The following is a 24,253-nucleotide window of genomic DNA, read 5'->3' on the forward strand; positions in this document are numbered from 1 at the left end:
AACCTTTTATAGTATCATTTGAGATATTCCATTGCAATGGCACAGTACGCCGCAACACCCCGCCAAAGCACGTCCTCGTCCACGTCAAAAGCAGGATTGTGATTGGCATTGGTTATTCCCTTGTCAGAGTTATTGGTGCACAGAAAGAAATACACTCCCGGCACTTTTTGGGCATAGTTTGCAAAATCATCCGACCCCATAAGTGCAGATGAAACTTTTGATACAACCTTTTCTTCGCCCAATTTTTCACTCACTGCTTTATACACAAGGTTGCTCAACGCCTCATCGTTGACAACGGTGGCAGAGCCCTTTTTCAATTCCACATCGCACTCTGCCCCAAACGCCGAGGCAATGTGAGTGCATATGCATTTCAATCTTTCCCCTATAAACTCACGTGTTTCGGGATTCTGTACTCTTGTACTGCCTTTGAGTACGGCGGTATCGGGAATGGTATTATGGTCTATACCTGCATGAAAGCTTCCGAAAGACAGCACCGCAGCCGTTCCCGCCGGAAGCTCTCTTGCAAAAATCTCTTCACAGGCATTTACAATTCTTGCCGCTATGAGAATGGGGTCAATGCCCTTTTCGGGAAAAGCGGAATGTGTTCCCTTGCCTTTTACGGTGATGGTGAATTTGTCCTTACCCGCCGTAACCGGTCCCGAAAGCACTGCCAGAGTACCTGCGGACAGTTTGTCTCCTGCCAGATTGCCCACATGAAGAGCACAAATCGCATCAACACACTCCAGCGCACCCTCGGAAATCATGTTAAGTGCACCCGTTCCGGTTTCCTCACCGGTCTGAAACAGCAGACGAACAGTTCCGTTCAATTCGTTTTTATATTCATTGAGCACCTCCGCCGCCGCAAGAAGTATTGCGGTATGTGCATCATGTCCGCATCCATGCATCTGACCTTCAATTTCCGAGCGAAACTCAAGTCCCGTACCCTCATTTATGTGAAGTCCATCCATATCTGCACGAAATGCAATTGTTTTTCCGCCGCTTTTGCCCCTTATTTCGGCAACAATACCGTCATCCGACTCATTAAGCTTATACGGTATACCCAAGGCATCCAACGCACTGCACACAATTTTCCGTGTTTTGGGCAGCCTTTCGCCGATTTCGGGATATCTGTGCAAATTGCGCCGCATATCAATAAGCTTTTTTTCATTTTTTCTTATTTTATCAATTATTGATTCTGACATACAATCACCGCTTTGTGTATTTTTAAATGCGTTTGGTTTTCATTTTTCTCGCAAACAAAGTAAGCGCCAGGAGAATTATATAAAGACATCCGATGGTGGCAAAAACAGCAGTCCAGCCGAAAGTGTCCTTTACGAAGCCGAAAATTGAAGCCTGAATAGCAGCACCCATATATACTGCCCAGTCAAATACACCCACGATGGTTGAGGAAAAAGCTCTTCCGCCCATATCACCCGCTATTGCCCATATAACACCCGTAACCATGGCAAACACGCCCAGAATGAACAGCATAGCCGATGCTGCGCCCTGGCTCCTTATGAACGGGAACAGAATCATTCCGAAGAATGTGATTACCGACGCAAGAATAAGCATTGGTTCGCGTTTTCCTTTGAATATCTTATCTGTAATAAACGGGAACACAAACATTGCACATGCCTGCCCGAAAGGAAGCAGTATGGAGCTGAAAATTCCGCTCTTTATGGACAATCCCAGTTCTTCCATGAAGTACGTGGGAACCCAGGTCAGAAGTCCGTAACGTCCCACACCCGCAATAGCGGAAATAAGGCAGAAAACGAGCACCTTAGGCTCAGTGAAAAGCACTTTATACGGGTAAAGATAGCCCTTTTCGTCAATAGATTTGGCAAGCTCCGCATCGCGTTGTGCCGCCGTCGCATCCGTTTCTTCAAAAGCCTTAAGCCCCACATCTTCGGGCTTTTCCTTGAAGAATGCCGCAAAAGCAATAAGCATCAGTACCATTGGTATCATGGGATATCTGAACGCCGCTCGCCAGCCCCACTCGGGATTCCAGTCCATGCAAAGGAGTATGGTAAGATATGTAACAACCTGCGCCATACCGGAAAAAGCGGTCGTCAGTCCGGAAGCAAATCCGCGTTTTTCCTTGGGCCACCATTTATTCAGAACACCCAGGCCGTTCGCCCACACGGTGGACTGGAAAAAGCCGTTTAGTCCCCACAGTACCGCAATAACAGGTATTGAAGTCTGGAAAGAAATTATTACATTTATCACGGCAGAGGCGATAATGCCTATCATCATAAAGCGTTTATATCCAAAAAACGCACCCAGTCTGCCGTTAATGAGCTGTCCGAAAGCATAGCACCAGAAAAGTGCCGAAGACACAACGCCCAGAGCCGCCGTAGAAGAGCCGAGCCCCTCTGCCATCTGCGTCATGACAAGATTTATATTCTGTCTTCCGTTATAGAAAAACAGATATGTAAGACCGAAGCTGAGAAGCATAAGCCAGGCATATTTTTTGAACTTACCATAGTCTTTCTGTGAATATCCGTATGTATTTTGCTGCATATTTTTTCTCCTTACAGAATGGATATTTATTTGATTCTTGCTTAAACTGATTTTGGTTTATCGGCGATAAAGCCTGCGGCTGTTAATATTTATGAATACCGTTTTTATAATCAAATTATGCCAAACAATATAAAGCCAACCGTATTTATTGCAAAATTGGCAAACATATGTACCAGCCAGGAGGGATAGACAGTACCGCTTTTTTCATTGAGATAATTGAAAATCAAACCGCCCGCGAAAAGCCCCGCCATAATGATAATGAATACATCAGGCTTGAACCAGCCCACCATCATGGCTATGTGGTACACCGCAAATACTGCTGCGCTGAACAGATAGGCAAATTTTTTGCCCGTTATTCTTTTGAGTGTCAGGAAAGCAAATCCGCGGAAGAAAAATTCCTCCAGAAGCGAATTCACAAAGGATATATACAGTGAAACGTATATAAAGTTATTCCCCGTAACACCGATATTATTTGTCAGTGAACCCGTAACTGCCGAAAAATCAAACACTCCTCTGAGAAGCAGGTAACCACCCAGAATAACCACATACACCAAAACGGCAAGTATGAGTGCAAGCTTCACTCCCTTTTTATCGGGCTTGAATATCTCTTTTATTTTTATATTCCTGTCATAAAATGAATACAGTGCAGGAAGCACCAGAAACAATACAAGCTTTATGACCGATTTGGTGAAATAGTCTGCCTTGAGTACTCCGTCGATAACCGCCATAACGGCACAGAACGCTACTATGAGCGACACCATTAAAATCGGTTTTTTGATATTGTTTTTCATTTTTCTCCTTTATCGGGCACGGCCGCAGTATCCCTATGGGTGATAATCCGTATTGCCTTATTGAGATTTTTCACTTTGATAATCTTTTCGCCCTCGGCATATTCGCCGTCCAAAGTCCAGTTTATGTTTTCTTGTGTTTCGACGGTAATGCTGCTTGCACTCATGAATGTTATCATTTTTGTTTTATATTTTTTGGAGCTTAGTGCAATAACGATTTCATTAAGCTCGAAAAGGTCCTTGGGCAGTCTTATCAACAAAAGTTCAAACATACCGTCGCTCAAATCCACCGTTTTGGGATCCAGGTTAAGTACACCCCCCACAGAAGTGGAGTTGCAGATAGCGCCGAAAATAAAATCATCCTCTATAACAGTGCCGTCCGCCGTAAAGCGCAGATGCTTGCTTTTTAAATTTGCAATATCCTTTATTCCCTCAAACGCATAAGCAAGATAACCAAGTGTATTTTTGGCGTTCTGGGGTGTTTTGTAGGAAATCTCGGTGAATGCGCCGAAGGACGCCACATAAGAAAAACTTCTGCCGTTAAAAGAGCCGATGTCTATTTCACGGGCAGTACCCTTCATTATATCGTCCGCAGCCTTCATAATGTTTTTTGACAGCTTAAGGCTGTTAGCAAAATCGTTGGTACTGCCGGCGGGAATATAACCGATTTGTGTATCGGTGCCTGACTTCAGCACTCCTTCAACAACCTCATTGAAGGTACCGTCGCCGCCTATTGCCACCACAAGGTCATAGCCTTTGGAGTTTTTACTTGCAAATCTCCCGGCGTCCCCCACCGATTCGGTAAGATGCACCGTTGTATTATAGCCGTTTTTGCCGAACAGCACAAGAATATCGGTTAAATACTTATTTGCTTTTCTGGTACCGGCACATGGATTCATTATGAGTAAAAGATTTTTGTTTTTTTCAAATCATATCACTCCGCTTTTATTTAAACAAAACTTTACTGTTTTATTTTTATATTTTGTGTTTTGATAATCCATCCATTGAATATTGTGTACTGCCGCAAATTATTTAAAAGCTCATCATTACAAGCGAAACCAAACCGAGAATTACGCCCACCGTCTGCCGTCTTGTAAATCTGTCTTTAAAAATCAGCACTCCCGAAAGGGTGGCAAAAACTATTGTTGCTCCCGTTTGGGCAGGAAAAAGAAAGGTTCCGTCGATATTTGCAATGCCGTATGTATAAATCATCTGATACACCGCAAGAGAAAGCCCTACCGCGGCGGCATATTTTATCACACCAAATTCGATTTTGAAATTCAGTTTTTCCCTTTTTCTCAAAATGGGAAAAACAAGAATTCCTATAACGGCTGCCCACATATAAAGGCAGGAAATAAATGCCTGATTTTCATTCCCGATGGGAGATTCGCCAAAGAACTTCTGCACCGATGTGCCCAGCGAGGTTGACAGCATGGCAAACAGAGTAAGCATCAGCCATTTTCCCCGATTACCCTGCGATTGCTTACCACCGCCATTACAGATTATAAATGACAGTATTGTCAGAATGATTGCAATAAAGCGTATGAGCGAAATGGGCTCATCAAAAACAAAATACGAAATAATGACGCACACCACCATACTGAAGTTTACTATCAATACGGTCAAAGACACGTTTCCGATCGACAATGCCTTGGTGTACAAAAGCTGAAATGCAACCGTACACACCGCACCGGCAAGGGCATACAGCCACACCGTCGGCGAACATCCGAAAACCCGTGGAAGAAAAAGAAGCGCCGAGAATATGAACACAAAAATATTAAAGCACAGCGCATCGGCTGAGTTTTTTACGTTTTTCTTGCTGAATGCCGTCTGAAAGCTCATTTTTGAACTGGACAGTACCCCCAGCAAAATAACAAGTATATATTCCATTGGTTTTCCTCTTTTCCGCACACGTTACCGTACAAATCACACTGTCGGGTATATTGCAAATTCCGTCAGGAATTTATATCGCTGATGAATTCACATAGTGAATTCATCATATAAAGACTGTATAATCCGGATACCGGTGTTTTCATCAGTATAATTATCTGACTACCGAAGAATGACTGTAAATGTAGAACTCTTCCTGACTCGGCATCCATTTCTTTTCTTTAGGCATGAATGTTTTATCAAACAACTCTACTGCGGCGGTATCTTCACAGCAGTCGGCAGCGGTACTTGGAATATACATCCATTTTCTGCCGTCAAGTGCATTAGGTACAAGTTCACAAACAAGAAGTGCAGTCGGGAAGTTTCCTTCAACAACAAAACTAATATTTTTCTTTTTGCAACTTACAAACCCTCTGCTAACATAGTTGCCGGGATTTCCGAAATTGATATTGACATCATATCCCATTTTTCTTGCAACATCAAACGAATGTTCAATAAGCATCTTTCCGAATTTTTGCCTCTGATATTCGGGTGCAACGCAAAGTGGACCGAAAGAAAGGATCTCTTTTCTTTCACCATTTTCATCTTCAAGCCATGCCTTTGTATACATAATATTACCAATAATCTCGCCATCCATTTCAAGAACAAAGGCAAGTTCAGGAATGAAATCGGGGTGATTCCGCATCTCGTGCACAAAATAATGCTCGTCAGCGCCCGGCTTATAAACATTCCAGAAAGCCTCGCGGGTAAGCTCTTCTACTGCCCTATAATCTTTTTCTTCTTCTAATCGTATAATCGAATTTTTCATTTCGTAATTCCTTTCGCCAAAATTCGACAATCTTACTGTCTTCACACCAAGCCAATCCAAAAACACGGCTGACGTGTAAATTATAACACAAAAATGCAAAAATAACAATACTCTTATACAAGAATATTGTTATTTTTGAAATGTTATTATTTCAGTTCAAATTCGCCCAGATTGCTGGTTTCGATATAGTCCTTTTTGATTTCGCGCAGGCGTGCCATGTGGGGCTGTTCTATGTGTGTCTGCTGGTGCTGTTTGGACTCCCATGCTTCAATGAGAAGTATCTCGTTGGGGTCCTTTTCGGAATAATAGTAATCGTATCGGATGCAACCGTCCTCTTTCCTTACCGCATCAACAATATTTTCACTGTGCAGTTTTTCGATAAATGCCTCACGCTTGCCGGGAAAGCTTTTGAAAACAACGTAAATTGTATACATTTTTATTTCTCCTTTATGTAAAATATTTTCAACCCAACATTTTTATCACGTATGCCGCAATGGTTTTGGCGTAATCAACCAGCTTATCACACTCGATAAACTCATTGGGCTGGTGAGCACCGCCGATTTTGTTGAAGTCGCGTCCGATACCGAAGCCGAAAGCACGGTCGCTTCCGTACTTGGAAATAACAGAAAGGTCTGAAAGACAGGAACCGCATACAAGAGGCTCTTTTCCGGTAGTCTCTCTTGAAGCCTCCAGCATGAGCTTTATATCCTCGCTGTCCGGCTCGCAGTGTACATAGTGGAAGAAGCGTGTGTTTGGCACAAAGCCGTCACCCACAATGCCCATGGCATCCAGCTTTTTGGAGATAACTTCATGAAGCTGTGCAAATTCCTTATATATCTCATCCTTGGTCTTGTCGGTGTAGAATACAAAGTATACCTCGCCCATGCCAAGATCCGAACCGCCGTTTCCTGCACGCACACCCATATAACGCATAGCGGTTGAGGGAATAATGGTGCCTTTATAGTAGCGATTGTTTCCAAGCTCTGTTCTGCGTCTTTGGGCAAAAGCCTCCAGTTCTTCCATTATAACGGGAATGGCAGATGCCGTAAGTCCAGCGCTGTCCACAGGTTCTTTGGTGTGGAACAGATACTTCATTTCTCCTCCGCCCGAGCCGCAGTGCCAGATAAGATTTTCCTTGCAGTCCATATTTACAATATGCTTGCAAGGATACTTCATAACAGCCGCCATTGCACCGTGCGATCCGCCGTATTCTTCATCGGAATATGCGGCAAACACAAGGTTCTTTTTGGGCTTGAAGCCCTGCTCCTTGAGTAGCTTTATAATAAAAAGTGCAGTTGCAAGGGCATATTTATCGTCGCATGCACCTCTGCCGAACACCTTTCCGTCCTTTACAAATCCCGCAGTGGGCTCAAATTCCCAGTTATTCAAGTCGCCTATTCTGACGGTATCGCTGTGTCCCATCAGCATAAGGTGATCACAGTCCTCCTCGCCTCTCCAGCGCGCTACGGTATTGTAGCGGTTTTCAAGATTTCTGCCGGGCATGTAGTCGGGGTGTTCGCTGAAGCCCTCAATTTCAAGCGGAGAATACATATCCGTCTCCATGCCCATTTCAATGCATAAATCGCGTATGTATTCAGCACATTCCTGCTCGTTTCCGTGATCGCCGAAATCTTCGGAATTGATTCTTATAAGCTTGCACAAAAGCTCAAAAAGCTCTTCCTTCTTACTGTCAATAAGCTGACAGATATTTTTGATTTCCATATCAACACTCCTTATAATGATTTGAAGCTGAATTTAAGATTGGTTTTATATTCCTCAAATGAGCCAAGCGGAATAAACTTATTGTTTTTAACAATATTCTCTCCTCCCAGAGAGGTGGTGCGTGGTTCAAGCCCCACGGCATACTCACTCTCGCCCAGCATCTTCCACAACAGAAAATCCGGAATAGTTTTTCTGCCGTAGGTGACGTATGCACTTATTTCACCATTTTCAATTCCGACCGTAACGATATCATCGGTATACTTAACATCGACACATTCCTCCTGTGCCTTGTGTACCGGCGCTGTTATCTCCGACACCTCGGACGGAACGTTTATAATTTTTGCACCGGGACGGACAAGCGGATAACCAAAATTGCAATGATAGCACAATGCGATATTTTCGGTATCAAAGCCCTCGTTGACAACCGTATCCTCGAGAGTAAATTCATCCGAAAACAGTTTGGTGGAAATTGTTCTTTTTAAAACAAGATTCTCGCCGCCCACGACACTTTCACGCATCTCGCCCGAAATTTTCATGACATATTCATCTCCCACCCAATCGGCAAAAACACTTACCTTTTGAGCAGCAATATTTGAAATTCTGCCATGCAGACCCAACTCCGGGGTAGGTCTTCCGATATTCTTGAGACCGCAGGTGGTTACAAGTCCACCGTAAAAACCGCGCATAAAGCTTTTTCCGTCCTTTTCATAATACATGGGCGAGGTTATTCCCGTCTTGGAAATCCAGCTTACAGCGCTTGTTTTATAAAAAGCCTGGGCAATGTCAAGACATCTGTCGGGCAAAACGGTAAAACGCAGATTGCCTGTGTTCACCTCAACAGCATCTACACCCTTTGCCCTGCCGTCGTTGAAGGTAAATCGTCTGATGCCGCCTATCTGCTCCACAGAGCCTATATGTCTCAGCAATTCCTGTTTGTTCATGCAGTACTCCTTTTGAATTTAGTGGTTTTCACATCTTTCCGTCAATAACCGCATATCCTGCGGAATAGGGCAGAAAAGCTTGATTTCTTTTTTCGTTATGGGGTGCAGGAAAACGATACCCGCACAGTGAAGCCGCGTCCTTTCGTTTAACTGCGGTGCGCCGTAAAGGTCGTCACCGTAAATGGGCATGCCTATATAGCTCATGTGCACGCGCAGCTGATGGGTTCTGCCGGTACGGGGCACAAGATGCACCAGCGACAGCGAGCCGCATGTTTTGTGCACCTCATATTCCGTCACTGCCTCTTTTCCGTCGGGCGAAACACAGCGTAATATGACGCTTTCCTGCATTCTTTTTATGGGTGCCGATATAATATCCTTGGCAGGACAGGGCACTCCGTTCACGACGGCAAAATACTCTTTTTGTATTTTCTGCCGCTTCATATCCTCGTTGAGCAGTTGTGCGGAAAGAGAATTTTTGGCAATCAGCACAATGCCCGATGTATCACCGTCCAAGCGAGTTACGGCACGGAACGTAAAATCATGCTCACGGAAATAGTAAGCTATACCGTTGGCAAGCGTATCGTCATAATGTCTGTGGGACGGATGTGTGGGCATACCACGGGGCTTGTTGACGGCTATAACGTCCTCATCCTCGTAAATTATGTCCAGCGGAATGTTTACGGGCACTATATTTTCGGACGGCTCATCGCGAAGAGTTACGATAAGCACATCACCGGTGTTTACGGTTTTATTGACATGCACAGAGTGACCGTTCAAGAGAATTCCGTCCTCGTGCTTTTTAAGGTCGCGCAGATTCGCGGAAGAGAAGCCGTTGCGACGCAGTATTTCCTTAACGGTTTTACCATCAAGGCTGAAATTTACAGTTATGGTAAGACTTTTATTCATATCATATAAATTATACAACAATAACAGCTCATTGTCAAGCATATATACAAAAATACGGAAATTTTATTTGCATCGAAAACAAAAAGAGATATACTCATAAAATAGCATAAAACGTCACAAACATATGTGTTTATGGCACGTGTTTTTTATTGACAGCCTCACGTGATATATGGTATAATTGTGGCATAGATCTGCGAAAAACAAGTCACGAAAGGTACTGTATACATATGGACAAAAAGCTTATTTTGCATGTGGATTGTACAAAGGAATATAATAAGGAGAACTATTTTGAAATAGGAACTACGGCAATCACGGGAACTTCGGCAGGCAGATACAGAGAAACCGACGGCGCGCATCTGTCGCGATTCGGATACAGATTCATGCTGGAGAACAAGGACAAGCCTCATCTTATTGTGGTTAAATATCCGGACGACAAAGAGCGCTTCATGTGCGTGACAAATGATTCGTCATACGACCTTGACAGCGGAATAACCTGTGGCGGTGTGAATGCCGTAAGCGGTAAAATGCTGGAATCGGAAATTTATTTTTATCCAAGATGGCAAGAAGAAACCGTTGTATTTACTTCGTGGGGTAAAAATTGTCCTGCGGCAGTATCGGAATTTTCTGTTTATGAAATTGACGGCTTCAACAAAGCCGAGCTTTCGGACGAATGCTACAAAACCGACAGACGCTCATTCGGCATCCAGTATGAAGACCCCTGCAATGTAGGCTTGAGCGTCGGAGCAAAAAATTTAAACGAGTTTATTGAGCGACACATAGAATATATGAAATTCAGCGGAAGAAGCCATCTTACATATCCCGTCAACTGGTATCACGGTCCCATCGTGCCGGTGGAATGTCAGCCCTCCAGCCGCTTTATTCTTGTGGGCATGCAGAACAGAAAAAGGTATATAGTTGCACGCAAGAATAATATCGATGATTGGCTGGAATACTGGCTTACACGCTTTGATGAAGAGGGATTTACCTTCAAGGGCTCCATGACTCTGATGAGACTCGGAAGACTTATGCAGGGAATGAATGCCGATTCGGAAAGTGTAAAAAACGGTGCAGATACATATAATAATGTGCTGTTCAACGGTGAAATCCAGCAATCGCTCAACGATTGGACCGCAGTATTTAATCCAATTACTTTTGAAAGCTGGTATGACAGCTTTACAAAGGGTATCCCCATGTCCTTTGCGTACGGTGAGCAGCGCCCGCAGAAGAACGAGCTTTCCGACAGTGTCCGCGTGCCGATCTTCAATCCGTTGCATCCCGTTGTTCAAAACCAGGTACTGGAGCTGTTGGAGGAGCTTTGCAAAAAATATGCAAAGCATCCGTCATTTAAGGGGCTTTCCGTAAACATGTGGCACGGCACCATGCTGTGGTACGGCAACCTGCTTGCAGGATATGATGACGTAAGTACAGGCATGTTTGAAAACGAAACAGGTATTTCGCTTGGAATATCCCCGGACGATCCGAAACGTTTTGAAAAGCGCCATATAAAGCTTACAATGACGCTGCGTGATGCTTTTATCAACTGGAGATGCAAAAAAATACATGAATTTATCTGCCGCTGCAGAGACACAATATCTGCCGTAAGAAGCGATCTTACACTTACTCTCACCTTGTGGAACGAGACCTCCGCATCCTACGGATATCTGAATACTGTTCCCGGCGCACTGACCGGATATGGTGCCAGACGAAGCTTTGACGAGATATACAAAGAAGGCGGTATCGACCTCAGACTTTACGGCAACGAGAAGAATATTGAAATCGCCATTGAAAAGACCTCAACACGCGATCAGAGTGAAAATGCACTCAGAGGCGAGGAATTTACAAATATGTTTGTCGACACGGCTTTTTTGGATGAAAACATTGCCAAGGCATTGCAGCACAGCAAAAACTCAACCGCCTTTATTTTCGATTCATGGGTTGAAATGTGGGGCAGAACAGTGCTTGAAGAGCGCCGCGATGATGACACAAATATTGCCGCACTGTCACATTTTGAATTCGGAGACACCGATTTTATCGCGCAGGAAAATTCTTACTACGCCGATGATACACAAAACAAATTCTGGTTTGACAGTCAGATGAGAATAACCTCGGCATTTCCTTCGGGTCATTATCTTGAGTGGCTTGCCAACGAGATTGCCGTGCATGACGCTCTTGAGGTAACACAGGGCGGACTCTATATGGATATGGCACATGCAAAGGAACAGCTCAGCTTTGCCGCACAATACCGCAAGCTTCCCAAGTGCAAATTCAAAACACTTGACGGTGAAACGGGAATTGTGGTTGTGCGTTATCTCGAGAAAGACGGAAAAACCTATATATACGCGGTAAACCGTGAGCCTTACACCGTGGAAACAGAAATTAAAACAAATGGTGCAACATACAAAATGACTCTCGGAAAATTCGAGCTAAAAAGCGAAATTCTCGATGCGGGCCTTATCCCGTACAGTTACACCGTCGAAATCCCGTCAGGTATAGAAGAATGTTATATATCCGACGTCAAAAAGGCAATAAACAAAATCGAAGAATCGTTTGAAAAAGGATTTTTTGCAGCAGGTGCTGAGGAGCTCAAGGAAAGAATGTCAAATGCCGTGGTACAACGCAATTTTTCTTTTATACGCCATGCACTTAAAAGCCAGATCATGAACAATGTATATAAGCTTCTGAGCAAAAAATAAAAAAACGGCTGAGTCAATGACTCAGCCGTTTTTTTATTTCTGTTCAGCTGTTATCTTTTCAAAATAGTCCATGGCATTATCCCAGTCAAAAGCTGTCTGGGAATGGTCACCGCTTTTAACATGGTAAGCAATGCGACCTTCGTGGTACACTTTATTAAGCTCTGGCTTTTCGGGAGCAACAAGACCCTTGAGTCCGTAAAGCTCATATGCACAGCTTGCAAGCTGTGCAGAAAGGAATTCTGCATCGGGGTCTGCCCATTCGTCCTCGATTGAGCTTGTTATGTACAAATATCTGGGAGCCATAAGTGCACACAGCATGTGCTGGTCTACCGGCAGAAGCTCCTCACAGTCATTATACTCGTGAAACTTGTCGCACAGCCAGTCGCTGATGTTTATATCCACCGCATGCTCACCTTTTTTGTCTCGCAGAACAGCAGCACCCATACAACCCGAGTTATTTGGTACGGCAAGAAGTATACGTTGGTCGGTAACGCCTGCCCAAAGAGCCGCCTTGCCGCTTCTGGAGTGGCCGATACTGCATATCTTGGAACAATCAATATCACCGTCGGTTTCAAGATAATCTATAACACGGCTTGCGCCCCATGCCCAGGCTGAAAGGCTTGCCCAGGAGTGCTTATTTCTGCCCATAGGTGTTTTGACATGTGCAAAAACGCCTTTTTTAAATTCTGCGTGCCAGGTCCACTCGGGGTATATCTCACGGGTGGGCATAGCCGCAACGGCAAAGCCTCGGTCGGTTATGTCCTTAAGAGGAAGAGTTGCCTCCGACTCATCGCATCTGTACATATTACCCTTGTCATCATATCTGAAAAACTTTTCCATATTTTCATGCATGACGTAAACAAATACGGGAAGCGGTCCGTTTTGCTTTTTGGGCAGGTAAAGCTTGAAATTGAAAGCAAAATCGTCAAACCCAACCTTTATGCACTTAACGCGCATGCCGTATTCCTCGATTTCTCCCGTGTTTTCGAAATACAGGTTTTCGGGGCGCTCAATGTCTCTTATACCGTAAACATAACGGCAAAACAAATCCATTATTTCGTCTCGGCGGTAGTTTTCCCAGGTTTTTACGTCCTTTACCTCTACACCGCCCAGTGTCGTAAGTATTTCGGGTAATTTCATTTGTTACTCTCCTATGTTTATGTCAAACTCTTTTTGCAATAGCTTTATTGTAATGCTTGTATTAAGCTCCATGGCATCAATAGGATATGTTTCCTTTACGTAGCCTCGGTAAAACTTCTTTTTGAAAAAATCCATTATATACTGCGTAGATATGTTTTCCTTAAGCATTGCTAATATTTCCGATGCGGTAACGGTAGCACTTTCCCAAGCTTTTTTAAGGAAAAAGTCCGCTTTTTCATCACTCAGAAGTCCGTAGTGAGGTACAAGAATATGCCGTACACCCAGTTTTTCCGCTCTTTTTATGGCATCACAGGTCATTTGATACCCCACAAGATATGACGGTACCACATCATCCTCGCCGTTATACACTCCCAGTGTTTCACAGCCTAAAAGAAGCTTTTTTGCGGGACACCAGTAACCAACCGAGCATTTTGTATGCCCGGGAAGATTGAGTACGGTAAACTCCAAATCCCCTGCCTTGACTGTGTCACCGTCGCTTACCGCCATATCAACACTCAGCTCGTCAAACAAATCCTCGTATTCCGTCACACCGCACTTGACGGCAAATTTCATATCAAGGTCACGCATAACCGCTTTTGCGGTGGGCTTTTGAAATATTTTTGCGGCATATTCCCCTGCCACAACCTTAGCTGACGGAAAACGTCTTTTCACATATGCCGAGCCGGCGGCATGGTCGTAGTGGGAATGGGTGAGAAATATATAGTCAAGCTCTCTTTCTCCCAGAACAGCTTTTACCTTATCAGCCACAGCGTATCCCGTGAAAGCAAAGCCCGTATCATACAGTATCGCAGTCTTTCCGTCATCCAGAAGAAACGCACTGTCGCCCGGCAACACTCTCACATCGGTAATTTTAAAATTTTCCATTTATTTCAAGGAGTTAAGAAGCTTCGTCATTCCCTCGACGATAATATCATCTCCGCCGGGTTTAAGAGAAGAGCTCTTTGCCTCATATCCGCCCTCATCATAAGCTTTGGTTGTCGGAACATATCCGCCGGCGGTATTTGTCAGACAGCAAAGAATGGTCTGCTCAAAGGGAGATGCTTCATTTATGCGGTTGCCGATTTCGGTAAAGGGCTCACCGCCGATACCCGCAAACACAATGTCGCCTATCTTAACCGCGGACAGATAGTAAGGGAAGGATTCGGGACCTTTTTCCAGCTTGATTATACGGCTTGCTTCTGCAACTGCAGTGGTAAGTGCCATTTCCTTGTAAGGCAGTTCGTTTGCTCGTCCCGCTGTGTACAGATCGTAAATCTTTCTCATTTCTTCAATGCGGTCGTTTTCCTGATGTGAAGGCAGGTCAACACGCGAGAAAGCATAGGAAATTTCATCTGCATTCACCTTTTCGGTAATGGAACAGATGGAAAGCACTGCACCTGCAATTATTCTGCCCATGTGCTCGGCATGCTTTATGCTTCTGGGAACGCTGTCAAAGTCAATAACCGAAATAGCACTTTCTCCGGGTGTGGGATTTACGTTAACGTGGTTTACGTCGCCTTGTGCACCCTGAAGGAAAATACATTTTGTACCGGGAACTGCTTTTTCAAGAATATCACATACAAATCCCATATAATCGGCACTTATGTACTCACCGCCCACAGAATCGGGATGTGTACCGAAGTTTACAACAAAAATATTATCTCCGCCGTCCCTGAGAATTTTTATAAGCTTAACAGTCTCGTTGGGCGTACCAAGCGCGTGGTCAATTTCGGGGTTCTTTACACCGGGGTTGGTAGCCACACTTCCGTCCTTCATACGGTAACGGCGAATAAAGGAAATATTCTTTGCCTGAGTCTGACCGATTTCAAAGGTAGATTCCTTAAGGTCGTTAAGTGCATATACCGCCGCATCACGCGCGCAGGCAACAAAAAAGTCATCATATGCCTGAGTGCTGTACAAATCTGAAGCAAAATCCTTGCCCAGCAGAGGACCTGTATGAGTGTGGGAAAGATTTATAAAAATACCGTTGCTTTCAATTCCGGTAGCTTCTACAATGGCATTTTTTATAGCATCGAAATACTTTTGAGCCAATTCGCAAACGTCAATTGCAATAACAACCGCCTTTTTCTTGCCGTCGTCAAAGGCAACCGCTCTGGCATAAAGGTTGTCCAGTATGCCTTTTACAAAACGCTTTTCATAATAACCCACAATCGGGGCACCGTAAGGGGGATTGATACAAACCTGTGCAAAACCTGTTTTCATTTTATTCTCCTTATATATTAATTTTTATTTTTGCAAATCTGAGTTTTTCAAAACTTTGTCATGTTAAGATACTGAAAAAGTCTGTCGGGAAAATTAACTGTCATGCCGTCAACTCCAAGTGCGCACATTTTTTTCATAAGAGCTGTATTTAAAACTCCCCATGCACGTATTCCAAGACCCTTTTGACGCCATTTACGGCACATTTCTTCATCAATAAGCTCTGCCTTGGGTGCGATTTCCTCACCACCTGTTGCAATAAAGCTTTCCGTCTCTTCATCTGTGGGTACATTAGTCAGCCAGCCTGTTCTTGCACTGCTGTCAAGAGATTTAATCTTTGCTATATAGTCAAACTTGAAAGAAGTGAATGTGGTTTTATCCATTATACCGTACTTTTTTACCAGCTCCAGGGTGTCCTTTTCCACGCCTTTGCCCTTAAGCTCAACAGCGAAGCTTATGCCGTAGCAAGAGAATTTATCAAGAAATTCTTCAAATGTAACTATTCTGTCAAAAAAGCCTGCGGTGCTGTTGCCATATACCTTCAGCTCCTTAAGTTCATTCAGTGTAAAGTCCTCCACCCTGCCGCTGCCGTCGGTAACCCTGTCCACCGTGTCATCATGGAAAAGCACGAGATGACCGTCCTTCGTGCGCTGTACATCCGTTTCAATTCCGTTTGCTCCCTGCAGAAGCCCAAGGTAAAACGAACAGAGTGTATTTTCCGGTGCATATTCACTTGCACCTCTGTGTGCGTAATTTATCATATTCATTTCTCCTGAAATACTGTATAATATCCTGCAATTTTTTATGTATGCCGTTTTTCCGTTACAGCACCCGTAACGCCATCCTTCAAATAGGTGCAGCACAATCGGTACGGAAATAAAACTTTAATATATGCATCAGATAAAAACCATTCGCTTTAATTATAAAAGCTCTTTATGGTGTCAAATCCCTGCCAGTTTCTTAAAACATCCGAATACATATTTTGCCATGATTTCGGAAGCAAGCGGTGTGGGATGGCAGGCATCCACTCCTCCGGCAAGCCAATCGCCGTGACCGAAATTATCAGCATCGTCACTGTAATGGTCGGTCCACAACTTATGCGTATCTATCAAGTCCAGACCATATTGCCGTGCAACTCTGATTGTCGCCTCGCAATGTCCGTCCACCGACCAGTCATTATAGGTTGCCGTCATAAGTACGATAGCCGTTTCAGGGTCACGCTTTTTCACATCATGAATAAGCTTTTTATAGTTTTCCTCGAATTGCTCCGGAGTAGTATATCTCGTCGGGTCGGGCTTAAGCGCATCATTGATACCAAACATCATAAAGGTTACGTCAGATTTTCTGCCGTTAGCAAGAATACCTGTAAAATCATCAATTCTGTTGTGGGCACGGGTAAGAGTGTTTCCGCCTATTCCGTTTCTTATCACATCGATTCTGCCCGAAGCACCGTCAGAAACCAATATGGGACCGTCAAAGTACTTCATGGGCAGAAGTCCGTTTTCGCAAATTCCGTCGTATCTGAAAACCTTGTGTCCGTAAAAATGCTTGCTCAGTTCAACTGCGAATTTCGCAACATATGTTTCCTCCGCACGGCAGTGTTCAGTTCCTAACGTAATACTGTCACCTACAAAATTCAACGTGATGTGCTCACCGTTTTTTACAGCCTGTCCCATGTTGTAAAAGCTCATAAGCGAACTCCTTCATCTGTTTGTATTAATGTAAAAAACAAATATCCTTCTGACTTTAACTAGTGTATCACAAAAACGTTTTAAAGTCAATCTGTTAAGTGAAAAAATATCAATTATATCGCAAAGTTGCAAAAGGCACATTGCACAACGTGACAGTTAATTATTATGCAATATTTACAAATTCATCGCTTTACTTTGATAAATTACTAAAATGCTATTGCCTTTTTTTTCAAAAGTGTGATAGAATAGCTGTACAATTTTTAAGAAAGACGAGGAAAATCTCATGAAGAAAATTCTTTCCATCCTTTTGGTACTTACAATGGCATTTGCTGTTCTCGGTCTGGCTTCCTGCACACAGGCACCCGTCGAGACTCCCGATGATGAAACTCCCGCAGAGCCCGACACCCTTGTTTGCGGCGTTACCATCTTTGAAAACATGAATGAAAAAGACGAAAACGGTAACTGGACCGGCTTTGAGTCCGACTTTGCAGTAGAAGTCGGCAAGCTTATCGGCATGAACGTTGAGTTCCAGGAAATTGACTGGTCTCAGAAGTACAATGAGCTCAACTCCGGCGCTATCGACTGCATCTGGAACGGCTTCACCGCAAACTCCGCAGACAACGGAATTGCACGCTCCGAGCTCGTTGATTTCTCCTACGGCTATATGCTCAACCAGCAGTGCATCGTAACAAAGGCTGACAAGGTTGCTGAATTTGCAACTGCCGCTGACCTTGCAGGCAAGACTGCTTGCGTTGAAGGCGGAAGCGCAGGTGCTGCTTACGCAGAGTCCGTAACCGACGCTGACAAAATCTTCGCTACCACCGCTCAGATCAATGCTTTCACCGAAGTTAAATCCGGTGCTGTTGACTTTGCAGTAGTTGACATCATTCTTGCTCAGAACATTTGCGGAAACGGTGACTATGCAGACCTTGCTATTGTTGAAGCAATCGAGCTTGACTCTGAAATCTATGCTATCGGCTTCAAGAAGGGCAGCGAGCTTACCGCAAAGGTAAACGAAGCCATCAAGACTCTGGAAGCAAACGGCAAGCTTATGGAGCTGGCTACAAAATACGGCTTTGAAAACGTTCTGAAGGTTTCCGAAACCATCGAATAATATTCACTTTAAAGGAAATAAATAATGGGATTCTGGGATGTAAATTTAAGCCTTTTCGGCGGATTAAAATACACCTGCCTGATATTTGCGCTAACACTTGTGTTAGCGCTTCCTTTAGGTTTGGTGATAGCATTCGGCTCAATGTCAAAATTCAAACCGCTTTCCTACCTTGTCAAAACCTTTGTATGGGTAATACGCGGCGTACCATTGATGCTTCAGGTAATCATATTCTTCTACGTCCCCGGCTTTATGCTGGGTACACCTATACTTTCGCGTTTTAATTCCGTTATTGCGGCGTTTGTGATAAACTACGCCTGTTATTTTTCGGAAATCTACCGTGGTGGTATTGAGTCCATCTCAAAGGGTCAGTACGAGGCAGGTCAGGTGCTGGGCATGACGAAAAGCCAGATATTCTTCAAGGTTGTGCTCATGCAGGTGGTAAAACGCATTCTTCCCCCTATGTCCAACGAGGTCATAACACTTGTAAAGGATACCGCACTTGCCAGAGTTATAATGATTGTTGAAATTCTCCAGGCGGCACAGAATTTCGCTGCCTACGGTCTTATGTGGCCCCTGTTCTACACGGCTGTATTCTACCTTGCATTTGTCGGAATACTTACGCTTCTGTTCGGATATTTTGAGAGAAAGCTCTCATATTACAGAGTTTAAGGAGGGTATGTATGGCATTTCTTAATGTTGAAAGCATAAAAAAGCGCTTCGGCTCAAACGAGGTTCTCAAGAACATCTCCTTCAGCCTCGAAAAGGGCGAGGTGCTCGCCATAATAGGCTCCTCGGGAAGCGGTAAAACCACTCTTTTAAGATGTCTCAATTTTCTTGAAAAAGCAGACAGCGGAAAAATAACCGTTGGTAACGAGCTTCTTTTCGACGGCGACGACAAAAACACCTTCAACGAAAAAACAATCCGCGAAAAAAGGCTTCATTTCGGTCTTGTTTTCCAATCGTTCAATCTTTTCCCGCAATATACGGCGCTTAAAAATATAACTCTTGCACCCGAAATGCATCTCGCCGAGCGTGCGTCAAAAGCAAAAATGTCTCACGCCGAAAAGCGTGCAGAGCACGATAAAATTCTGCAAAACGCAAAAACGCTTCTGGATAGTGTGGGGCTTTCAATGAAAGCAGAAGCATATCCCTGCGAGCTTTCGGGCGGTCAGTGCCAGCGTGTTGCCATCGCCCGTGCATTGGCGCTCAGTCCCGACGTACTGTGCTTTGACGAGCCCACTTCGGCTCTTGATCCTGAGCTTACAGGCGAAGTACTGAGAGTTATCAGGGACCTTAAATCCAGTGACCGCACTATGATAGTGGTTACGCACGAAATGGAATTTGCGCGCAATGTTGCCGACCGTGTTATATTTATGTCGGACGGTGTAATTGAGGAAGAAGGCACTCCCGAAGAAGTTTTTGACAATCCAAAAAGTCCCAGAACACGTGAGTTTCTCACACGGCCTGAATTTTAAATACAATCGGTATGCGTACATACGCATGCCGATTTTTTTTGATTTTTTTACAAAAAGGTACTTGACAAACGCATTTTTTTCTGATATAATACGTGACAATATTAAACGCGTTGACGCGGAATAGTATGCAACAGAATTTCACCTTCAGAGAGATGCCGTACGGTGCGAGGCATTGGGAAAGAATTGCAGAACTCACCGCCGAGCGGCTGCCATGAAAACAAGAAGTAATGACAGACGGGCGCTCCCGTAACAGAGTAAAGATGTGTTTGCATCCGAGTGCATCCTTTAAGGATGAAAAAGAGTGGTACCGCGGAAGGTTAAAAATTTTGCAATTAACGCTTTCGTCTCTTTGAAACAACAAAGAGATGAAAGTTTTTTTGTTGTTCGGAACAATGCCGAAAGGAGTTCATATTTCATGAAAAAAATCAACATTTCTGACATCACCCTGAAAAAGCTGTCTCAGAGCCGTGAGGTCTCACTGCTTTTCCGTGAAAAAACCGCCATTGCTTCAGCCGCAGACAGCCTGGGGGCGGATGCCATAGAGCTTGCACCCGTAAAAAACATCCGAGAGGATACAATAATTTATAAAACAATTTCCGCCAATATCAAAAAATCCGCCATTGCTCTTCCGGTCGGTTTCACTGTTCAGGAGGTAGAAGCAGCATGGGAATGCATAAAGGATGCGGTTCACCCGCGTCTGCAGGTGGAGCTTCCCGTTTCCACCGTTCAGATGGAATATGCTTATCATGTGAAAGCTGACAAAATGCTTGAAAAGATAGCCGAGCTGACCGCAAAAGCAAAGTCACTGTGCGAGGATGTGGAGTTATGCGCACTGGATGCCACACGCGCAGATGAGGATTTTCTTTTAAAGGCAATAAGCACCGCTCAGCAAAACGGTGCGGGTATCATTACGGTATGCGATGATGCCGGAACAGCTTTGGTGCAGGAGATATCGGCACTCACTGCAAAAATTAAAGCTCACACCGAGCTTCCCGTATACATTCAGGTTTCCGATGCGCTTGGTATGGCAGTCGCATCCGCTGTCGCCGCCATCGGTGCCGGCGCAGACGGTCTTAAATGTGCAATGGCAGGCGAAAATGCACTTTCAATGGGCGCTGTTTCCAATGCTGTGGCTGCACGCGGAGACGCTATCGGTGCGAAAATTTCTCTCGAGCATACCCGTATACACGCAGGTATTGACGACCTGCTGTCAAAAATAAACCACGAAAGCTATGAAAGCGTCAACAATGTAAGCGAGAAGAAAAAAATACTTCTGGACACAGAAAGCACACTTTCCGATGTAGCTCATGCTGCATCCATTCTGGGCTATGACCTTTCGGACGAGGATGCGGGCAATGTTCACAAGGCTCTTTGTCAGGTGTGTGAGAAAAAGGGCTCGGTTGGTTCCAAGGAGCTGGAAGCTCTTATTGCAAGCTTTGCAATGCAGGCTCCATCTACATATCATCTTGAAAGCTACACCACCACCAGTTCAAATGTTTCAAGCTCCATGTCCCAGGTAACACTTAAATGCGGCGAAGAACTGCTTTGCGGTGTCAGCACGGGCGACGGACCTATCGACTCGGTGTTCCGCGCCATTGAGCAAAGCATCGGACATCACTACGAGCTGGACGATTTCCAGATCCAGGCTGTCACCGACGGAAAAGAGGCTCTCGGCTCCGCAGTGGTCAAGCTGAGAAACAACGGCAAGCTGTATTCCGGCAACGGTATTTCCACCGACATTGTGGCGGCAAGTATAAGAGCTTATATCAACGCACTTAACAAGATAGTTTTCGAGGAGGCTTAATTTAAAATGAAGCTTACCTTTTCGACAAAACACGTAAACCGCACGTCATTTCTTGAAACTTGCAAATTTGCTTACGATTACGGATTTGCAGGCTTTGAGATCTACGATGCAATAAAGGAAAGAAAACAACATTACGACAGCATTCTCAGAAGTGACCGCGTTTCGGACTCAAAACGCAAGCTGGTTAACCGCAATCTCAATGTTTCGGCGCTGGTATATCCTTATGAGCTGGAAAGCGAGCAGGCAGATGCTCAGACCATTCTCAGATATGTGGAGATGGCGCGCAACGCAGGTATAGAGCGTGTTATACTGCACATTGACGAAAAAACCGACAATGAAAATCTCCGCCAAAAGCTCAGCGATGCAATAAAGTACGCAGAAACGGCGGATATTCAGATACTTTTTGAAACATCGGGCTTTCTCTGCGAGACCGAAAATGTTATAGATATTATCAACTTTTTCTCCTCCGCTGTAATAGGAGCTTCGTGGAATGTGCGCGAAACATATTTCACCGCCGGCGAAAGTGCGGAAACCACTATAAAAAATCTCGGTGCGTATATAAAATATGTCCGTCTGGGTGACAAAAAAGACGGCAGAACGGTGCTTATCGGTGAGGGTGAACTGCCCGTCAACAGCTTTTTAAACGCTCTTTCATCCCTCAATTATGACGGCTATATCTGTGCTGCCTGGAACGAGGAGATAAATGATGCGGATATAGTTCTTACCCATTTCACAAATTATATATCCGGGCTCTCGCGTGATAAAAAGGAATTCGACCGCACTTACTATAACCGTGACAAGTCGGGAACCTTTGTATGGAAAAAATACGACGTTATCGATGCAACCTTCTCCGACGTACTGGATACCATGGCTGAACGGTATCCTGACCAGTACGCTTTTAAATACACCACACTGGATTACACCAGAACCTACACCCAGTTCAGACGTGATGTGGACGAATGTGCCGCCGCACTTATTTCACTGGGCGTAAAGGCGGGAGACCATGTTGCAATATGGGCAACAAACGTGCCCGCATGGTTTATAACCTTCTGGGCAACTACAAAAATCGGTGCAGTGCTTGTAACGGTTAATACGGCATACAAAATACACGAAATAGAATATCTTCTGCGTCAGTCAGACACACACACACTGGTAATGATAGAGGAATTAAAAGATATTAATTACCGAGAAATAATCAAGGAGCTTTGTCCCGAGCTCAAGAGTCTTACACCGGGTCAGCCGCTTTATTCCAAGAATCTCCCATTCCTGCGCAATGTAGTAACAGTGGGCTTTTCCATGGACGGCTGTCTTACCTGGGAACAAATGCTGGAGCGCAGTAAGCTTATTCCTCACGAAGAAGTACGCCGCCGCGCCTCTCTTGTCAAGCCCGATGACGTGTGCAATATGCAGTATACCTCAGGAACAACAGGCTTTCCCAAGGGTGTTATGCTTACCCACAGAAACATTGTCAACAACGGCAAAACAATTGGAGACAGAATGGATCTTTCAACTGCTGACCGCATGATGGTACAGGTACCCATGTTCCACTGCTTCGGAATGGTGCTTTCCATGACCTCCACCATGACTCACGGCGGAACGCTGTGCCCTATGCCGTATTTCTCACCAAAATCCTCACTGGCATGTGTAAATGATGAACACATCACCTGCTTCAACGGTGTCCCTACCATGTTTATCGCAATGTTCAATCACGCAGATTTTGCAAAAACTGACTTTTCGTATATGCGCACCGGCATTATGGCAGGTGCAAACTGCCCTGCCGACCTTATGCGCCGTGCCGCAGCCGAAATGAACATGAGAGAAATCATCTCGGTTTACGGACAGACCGAAGCTTCCCCCGGATGCACCATGGGCGAAGTGAATGAGGATATCGACCACCGTGTCGAAACAGTGGGAAGTCCTTTCCCGGGTGTAGAATGCAAAGTTATTGACCCGGAAACGGGCGAAGAGCTTCCGGACGGCGAAAGCGGTGAATTTGTGGCGCGCGGCTTCAACATTATGAAAGGCTACTACAAAATGCCGGAAGCCACCGCACAGACCATTGATGCAGACGGATGGCTCCATTCCGGAGATATATGCTGCCGCACTCCAGACGGATACTACAAGGTTACAGGCCGTCTTAAAGATATGATAATCCGCGGAGGTGAAAACCTGTACCCCCGCGAAATAGAAGAATTTTATCTCACAAATCCCAAGGTTCGCGACGTTCAGGTAGTAGGTGTTCCGGACAAAACCTACGGCGAAGAATGCTGTGCATGGATAATTCTTCACAATGGCGAAACAGCTGACGAGGCTGAAATGAAAGACTTCGGTAACGCATCCATAGCAAAGCACAAAGTGCCCAGATACTTCCTGTTCGTGAAGGAATTCCCCATGAATGCCGCAGGAAAAATACTCAAATACAAAATGCGTGAAGAATCGGTTGAAATACTGGGAATAAAAAAATAACGAACCGTTTTGAAACGTCCGTTAAATTTCCAAATCCGCATTGAAACCCGTGGACGATTGTCCACGGGTTTCTTC

21 protein-coding genes are annotated in these 24,253 nt (G+C 44.6%); 6 read left to right on the forward strand and 15 right to left on the reverse strand.

Features of this window, described 5'->3' with window-relative positions; all coding sequences use genetic code 11:
• Positions 1–14 precede the first annotated feature (14 nt).
• The 10 genes from E7588_03315 to E7588_03360 form a co-directional block, all read right to left on the reverse strand.
• Positions 15–1,202 carry an amidohydrolase gene (locus tag E7588_03315; protein ID MBE6688291.1) on the reverse strand — a complete coding sequence of 396 codons (1,188 nt, stop codon included), beginning with the start codon at positions 1,200–1,202 and terminating at the stop codon, positions 15–17.
• Between the two features lie 22 nt (positions 1,203–1,224).
• Positions 1,225–2,520 carry an MFS transporter gene (locus E7588_03320; GenBank protein MBE6688292.1) on the reverse strand — a complete coding sequence of 432 codons (1,296 nt, stop codon included), beginning with the start codon at positions 2,518–2,520 and terminating at the stop codon, positions 1,225–1,227.
• 110 nt (positions 2,521–2,630) lie between these two features.
• A complete protein-coding gene (locus E7588_03325) occupies positions 2,631–3,248 on the reverse strand; it encodes a CPBP family intramembrane metalloprotease (protein MBE6688293.1) in 618 nt (205 codons plus the stop codon).
• A gap of 59 nt (positions 3,249–3,307) precedes the next feature.
• Positions 3,308–4,207: a YegS/Rv2252/BmrU family lipid kinase gene (locus E7588_03330; protein ID MBE6688294.1), complete on the reverse strand. Its 900-nt coding sequence runs from the start codon at positions 4,205–4,207 to the stop codon at positions 3,308–3,310.
• A 133-nt stretch (positions 4,208–4,340) separates the two neighbouring features.
• Positions 4,341–5,198 (reverse strand): DMT family transporter, encoded by an 858-nt coding sequence (locus tag E7588_03335; protein MBE6688295.1) that lies wholly within the window; start codon positions 5,196–5,198, stop codon positions 4,341–4,343.
• Between the two features lie 154 nt (positions 5,199–5,352).
• Positions 5,353–6,006, reverse strand: coding sequence for an N-acetyltransferase (locus E7588_03340; GenBank protein ID MBE6688296.1), 654 nt, complete (start codon positions 6,004–6,006; stop codon positions 5,353–5,355).
• A gap of 146 nt (positions 6,007–6,152) precedes the next feature.
• Positions 6,153–6,440, reverse strand: a complete 288-nt coding sequence (locus E7588_03345) for an antibiotic biosynthesis monooxygenase (protein ID MBE6688297.1) — start codon at positions 6,438–6,440, stop codon at positions 6,153–6,155.
• A 28-nt stretch (positions 6,441–6,468) separates the two neighbouring features.
• Positions 6,469–7,728 carry a M20 family metallopeptidase gene (locus E7588_03350; protein MBE6688298.1) on the reverse strand — a complete coding sequence of 420 codons (1,260 nt, stop codon included), beginning with the start codon at positions 7,726–7,728 and terminating at the stop codon, positions 6,469–6,471.
• Positions 7,729–7,739: 11 nt separating this feature from the next.
• Positions 7,740–8,669, reverse strand: a complete 930-nt coding sequence (locus E7588_03355; protein ID MBE6688299.1) for a DUF4432 family protein — start codon at positions 8,667–8,669, stop codon at positions 7,740–7,742.
• Positions 8,670–8,687: 18 nt separating this feature from the next.
• Positions 8,688–9,617 carry an RluA family pseudouridine synthase gene (locus E7588_03360; protein ID MBE6688300.1) on the reverse strand — a complete coding sequence of 310 codons (930 nt, stop codon included), beginning with the start codon at positions 9,615–9,617 and terminating at the stop codon, positions 8,688–8,690.
• Between the two features lie 185 nt (positions 9,618–9,802).
• Between E7588_03360 and E7588_03365 the strand changes: the two genes are divergently transcribed.
• Positions 9,803–12,268, forward strand: coding sequence for a hypothetical protein (locus tag E7588_03365; GenBank protein MBE6688301.1), 2,466 nt, complete (start codon positions 9,803–9,805; stop codon positions 12,266–12,268).
• 33 nt (positions 12,269–12,301) lie between these two features.
• On the opposite strand, the gene E7588_03370 is transcribed toward E7588_03365, so the two are convergent.
• From E7588_03370 to E7588_03390, 5 genes are all read right to left on the reverse strand, one after another.
• Positions 12,302–13,408: a hypothetical protein gene (locus E7588_03370; protein ID MBE6688302.1), complete on the reverse strand. Its 1,107-nt coding sequence runs from the start codon at positions 13,406–13,408 to the stop codon at positions 12,302–12,304.
• A 3-nt stretch (positions 13,409–13,411) separates the two neighbouring features.
• Positions 13,412–14,293: an MBL fold metallo-hydrolase gene (locus tag E7588_03375; protein MBE6688303.1), complete on the reverse strand. Its 882-nt coding sequence runs from the start codon at positions 14,291–14,293 to the stop codon at positions 13,412–13,414.
• On the reverse strand, positions 14,294–15,631 hold the full coding sequence (locus E7588_03380) for a hypothetical protein (protein MBE6688304.1): 1,338 nt from the start codon (positions 15,629–15,631) through the stop codon (positions 14,294–14,296).
• A gap of 47 nt (positions 15,632–15,678) precedes the next feature.
• Positions 15,679–16,395 carry a hypothetical protein gene (locus tag E7588_03385; GenBank protein ID MBE6688305.1) on the reverse strand — a complete coding sequence of 239 codons (717 nt, stop codon included), beginning with the start codon at positions 16,393–16,395 and terminating at the stop codon, positions 15,679–15,681.
• 174 nt (positions 16,396–16,569) lie between these two features.
• Complete coding sequence (locus E7588_03390) at positions 16,570–17,319, reverse strand: hypothetical protein (protein ID MBE6688306.1); 750 nt, start codon at positions 17,317–17,319, stop codon at positions 16,570–16,572.
• 283 nt (positions 17,320–17,602) lie between these two features.
• On the opposite strand from E7588_03390, the gene E7588_03395 reads away from it, so the two are divergent.
• The 5 genes from E7588_03395 (at position 17,603) to E7588_03415 (ending at position 24,178) form a co-directional block, all read left to right on the forward strand.
• The gene (locus E7588_03395) at positions 17,603–18,433 is read left to right on the forward strand and encodes a transporter substrate-binding domain-containing protein (protein MBE6688307.1); all 831 of its coding nucleotides are present in this window, start codon (positions 17,603–17,605) and stop codon (positions 18,431–18,433) included.
• 24 nt (positions 18,434–18,457) lie between these two features.
• Positions 18,458–19,102 (forward strand): amino acid ABC transporter permease, encoded by a 645-nt coding sequence (locus E7588_03400; protein ID MBE6688308.1) that lies wholly within the window; start codon positions 18,458–18,460, stop codon positions 19,100–19,102.
• An 11-nt stretch (positions 19,103–19,113) separates the two neighbouring features.
• On the forward strand, positions 19,114–19,908 hold the full coding sequence (locus E7588_03405) for an amino acid ABC transporter ATP-binding protein (GenBank protein ID MBE6688309.1): 795 nt from the start codon (positions 19,114–19,116) through the stop codon (positions 19,906–19,908).
• A 415-nt stretch (positions 19,909–20,323) separates the two neighbouring features.
• Positions 20,324–21,712 carry a hypothetical protein gene (locus E7588_03410; protein MBE6688310.1) on the forward strand — a complete coding sequence of 463 codons (1,389 nt, stop codon included), beginning with the start codon at positions 20,324–20,326 and terminating at the stop codon, positions 21,710–21,712.
• A 6-nt stretch (positions 21,713–21,718) separates the two neighbouring features.
• Complete coding sequence (locus E7588_03415; protein ID MBE6688311.1) at positions 21,719–24,178, forward strand: AMP-dependent synthetase; 2,460 nt, start codon at positions 21,719–21,721, stop codon at positions 24,176–24,178.
• The last annotated feature ends 75 nt before the right edge of the window (positions 24,179–24,253 follow it).

It is taken from the genome of Oscillospiraceae bacterium (assembly GCA_015065085.1).
Taxonomy (GTDB): Bacteria; Bacillota; Clostridia; order Oscillospirales; family SIG627; genus SIG627.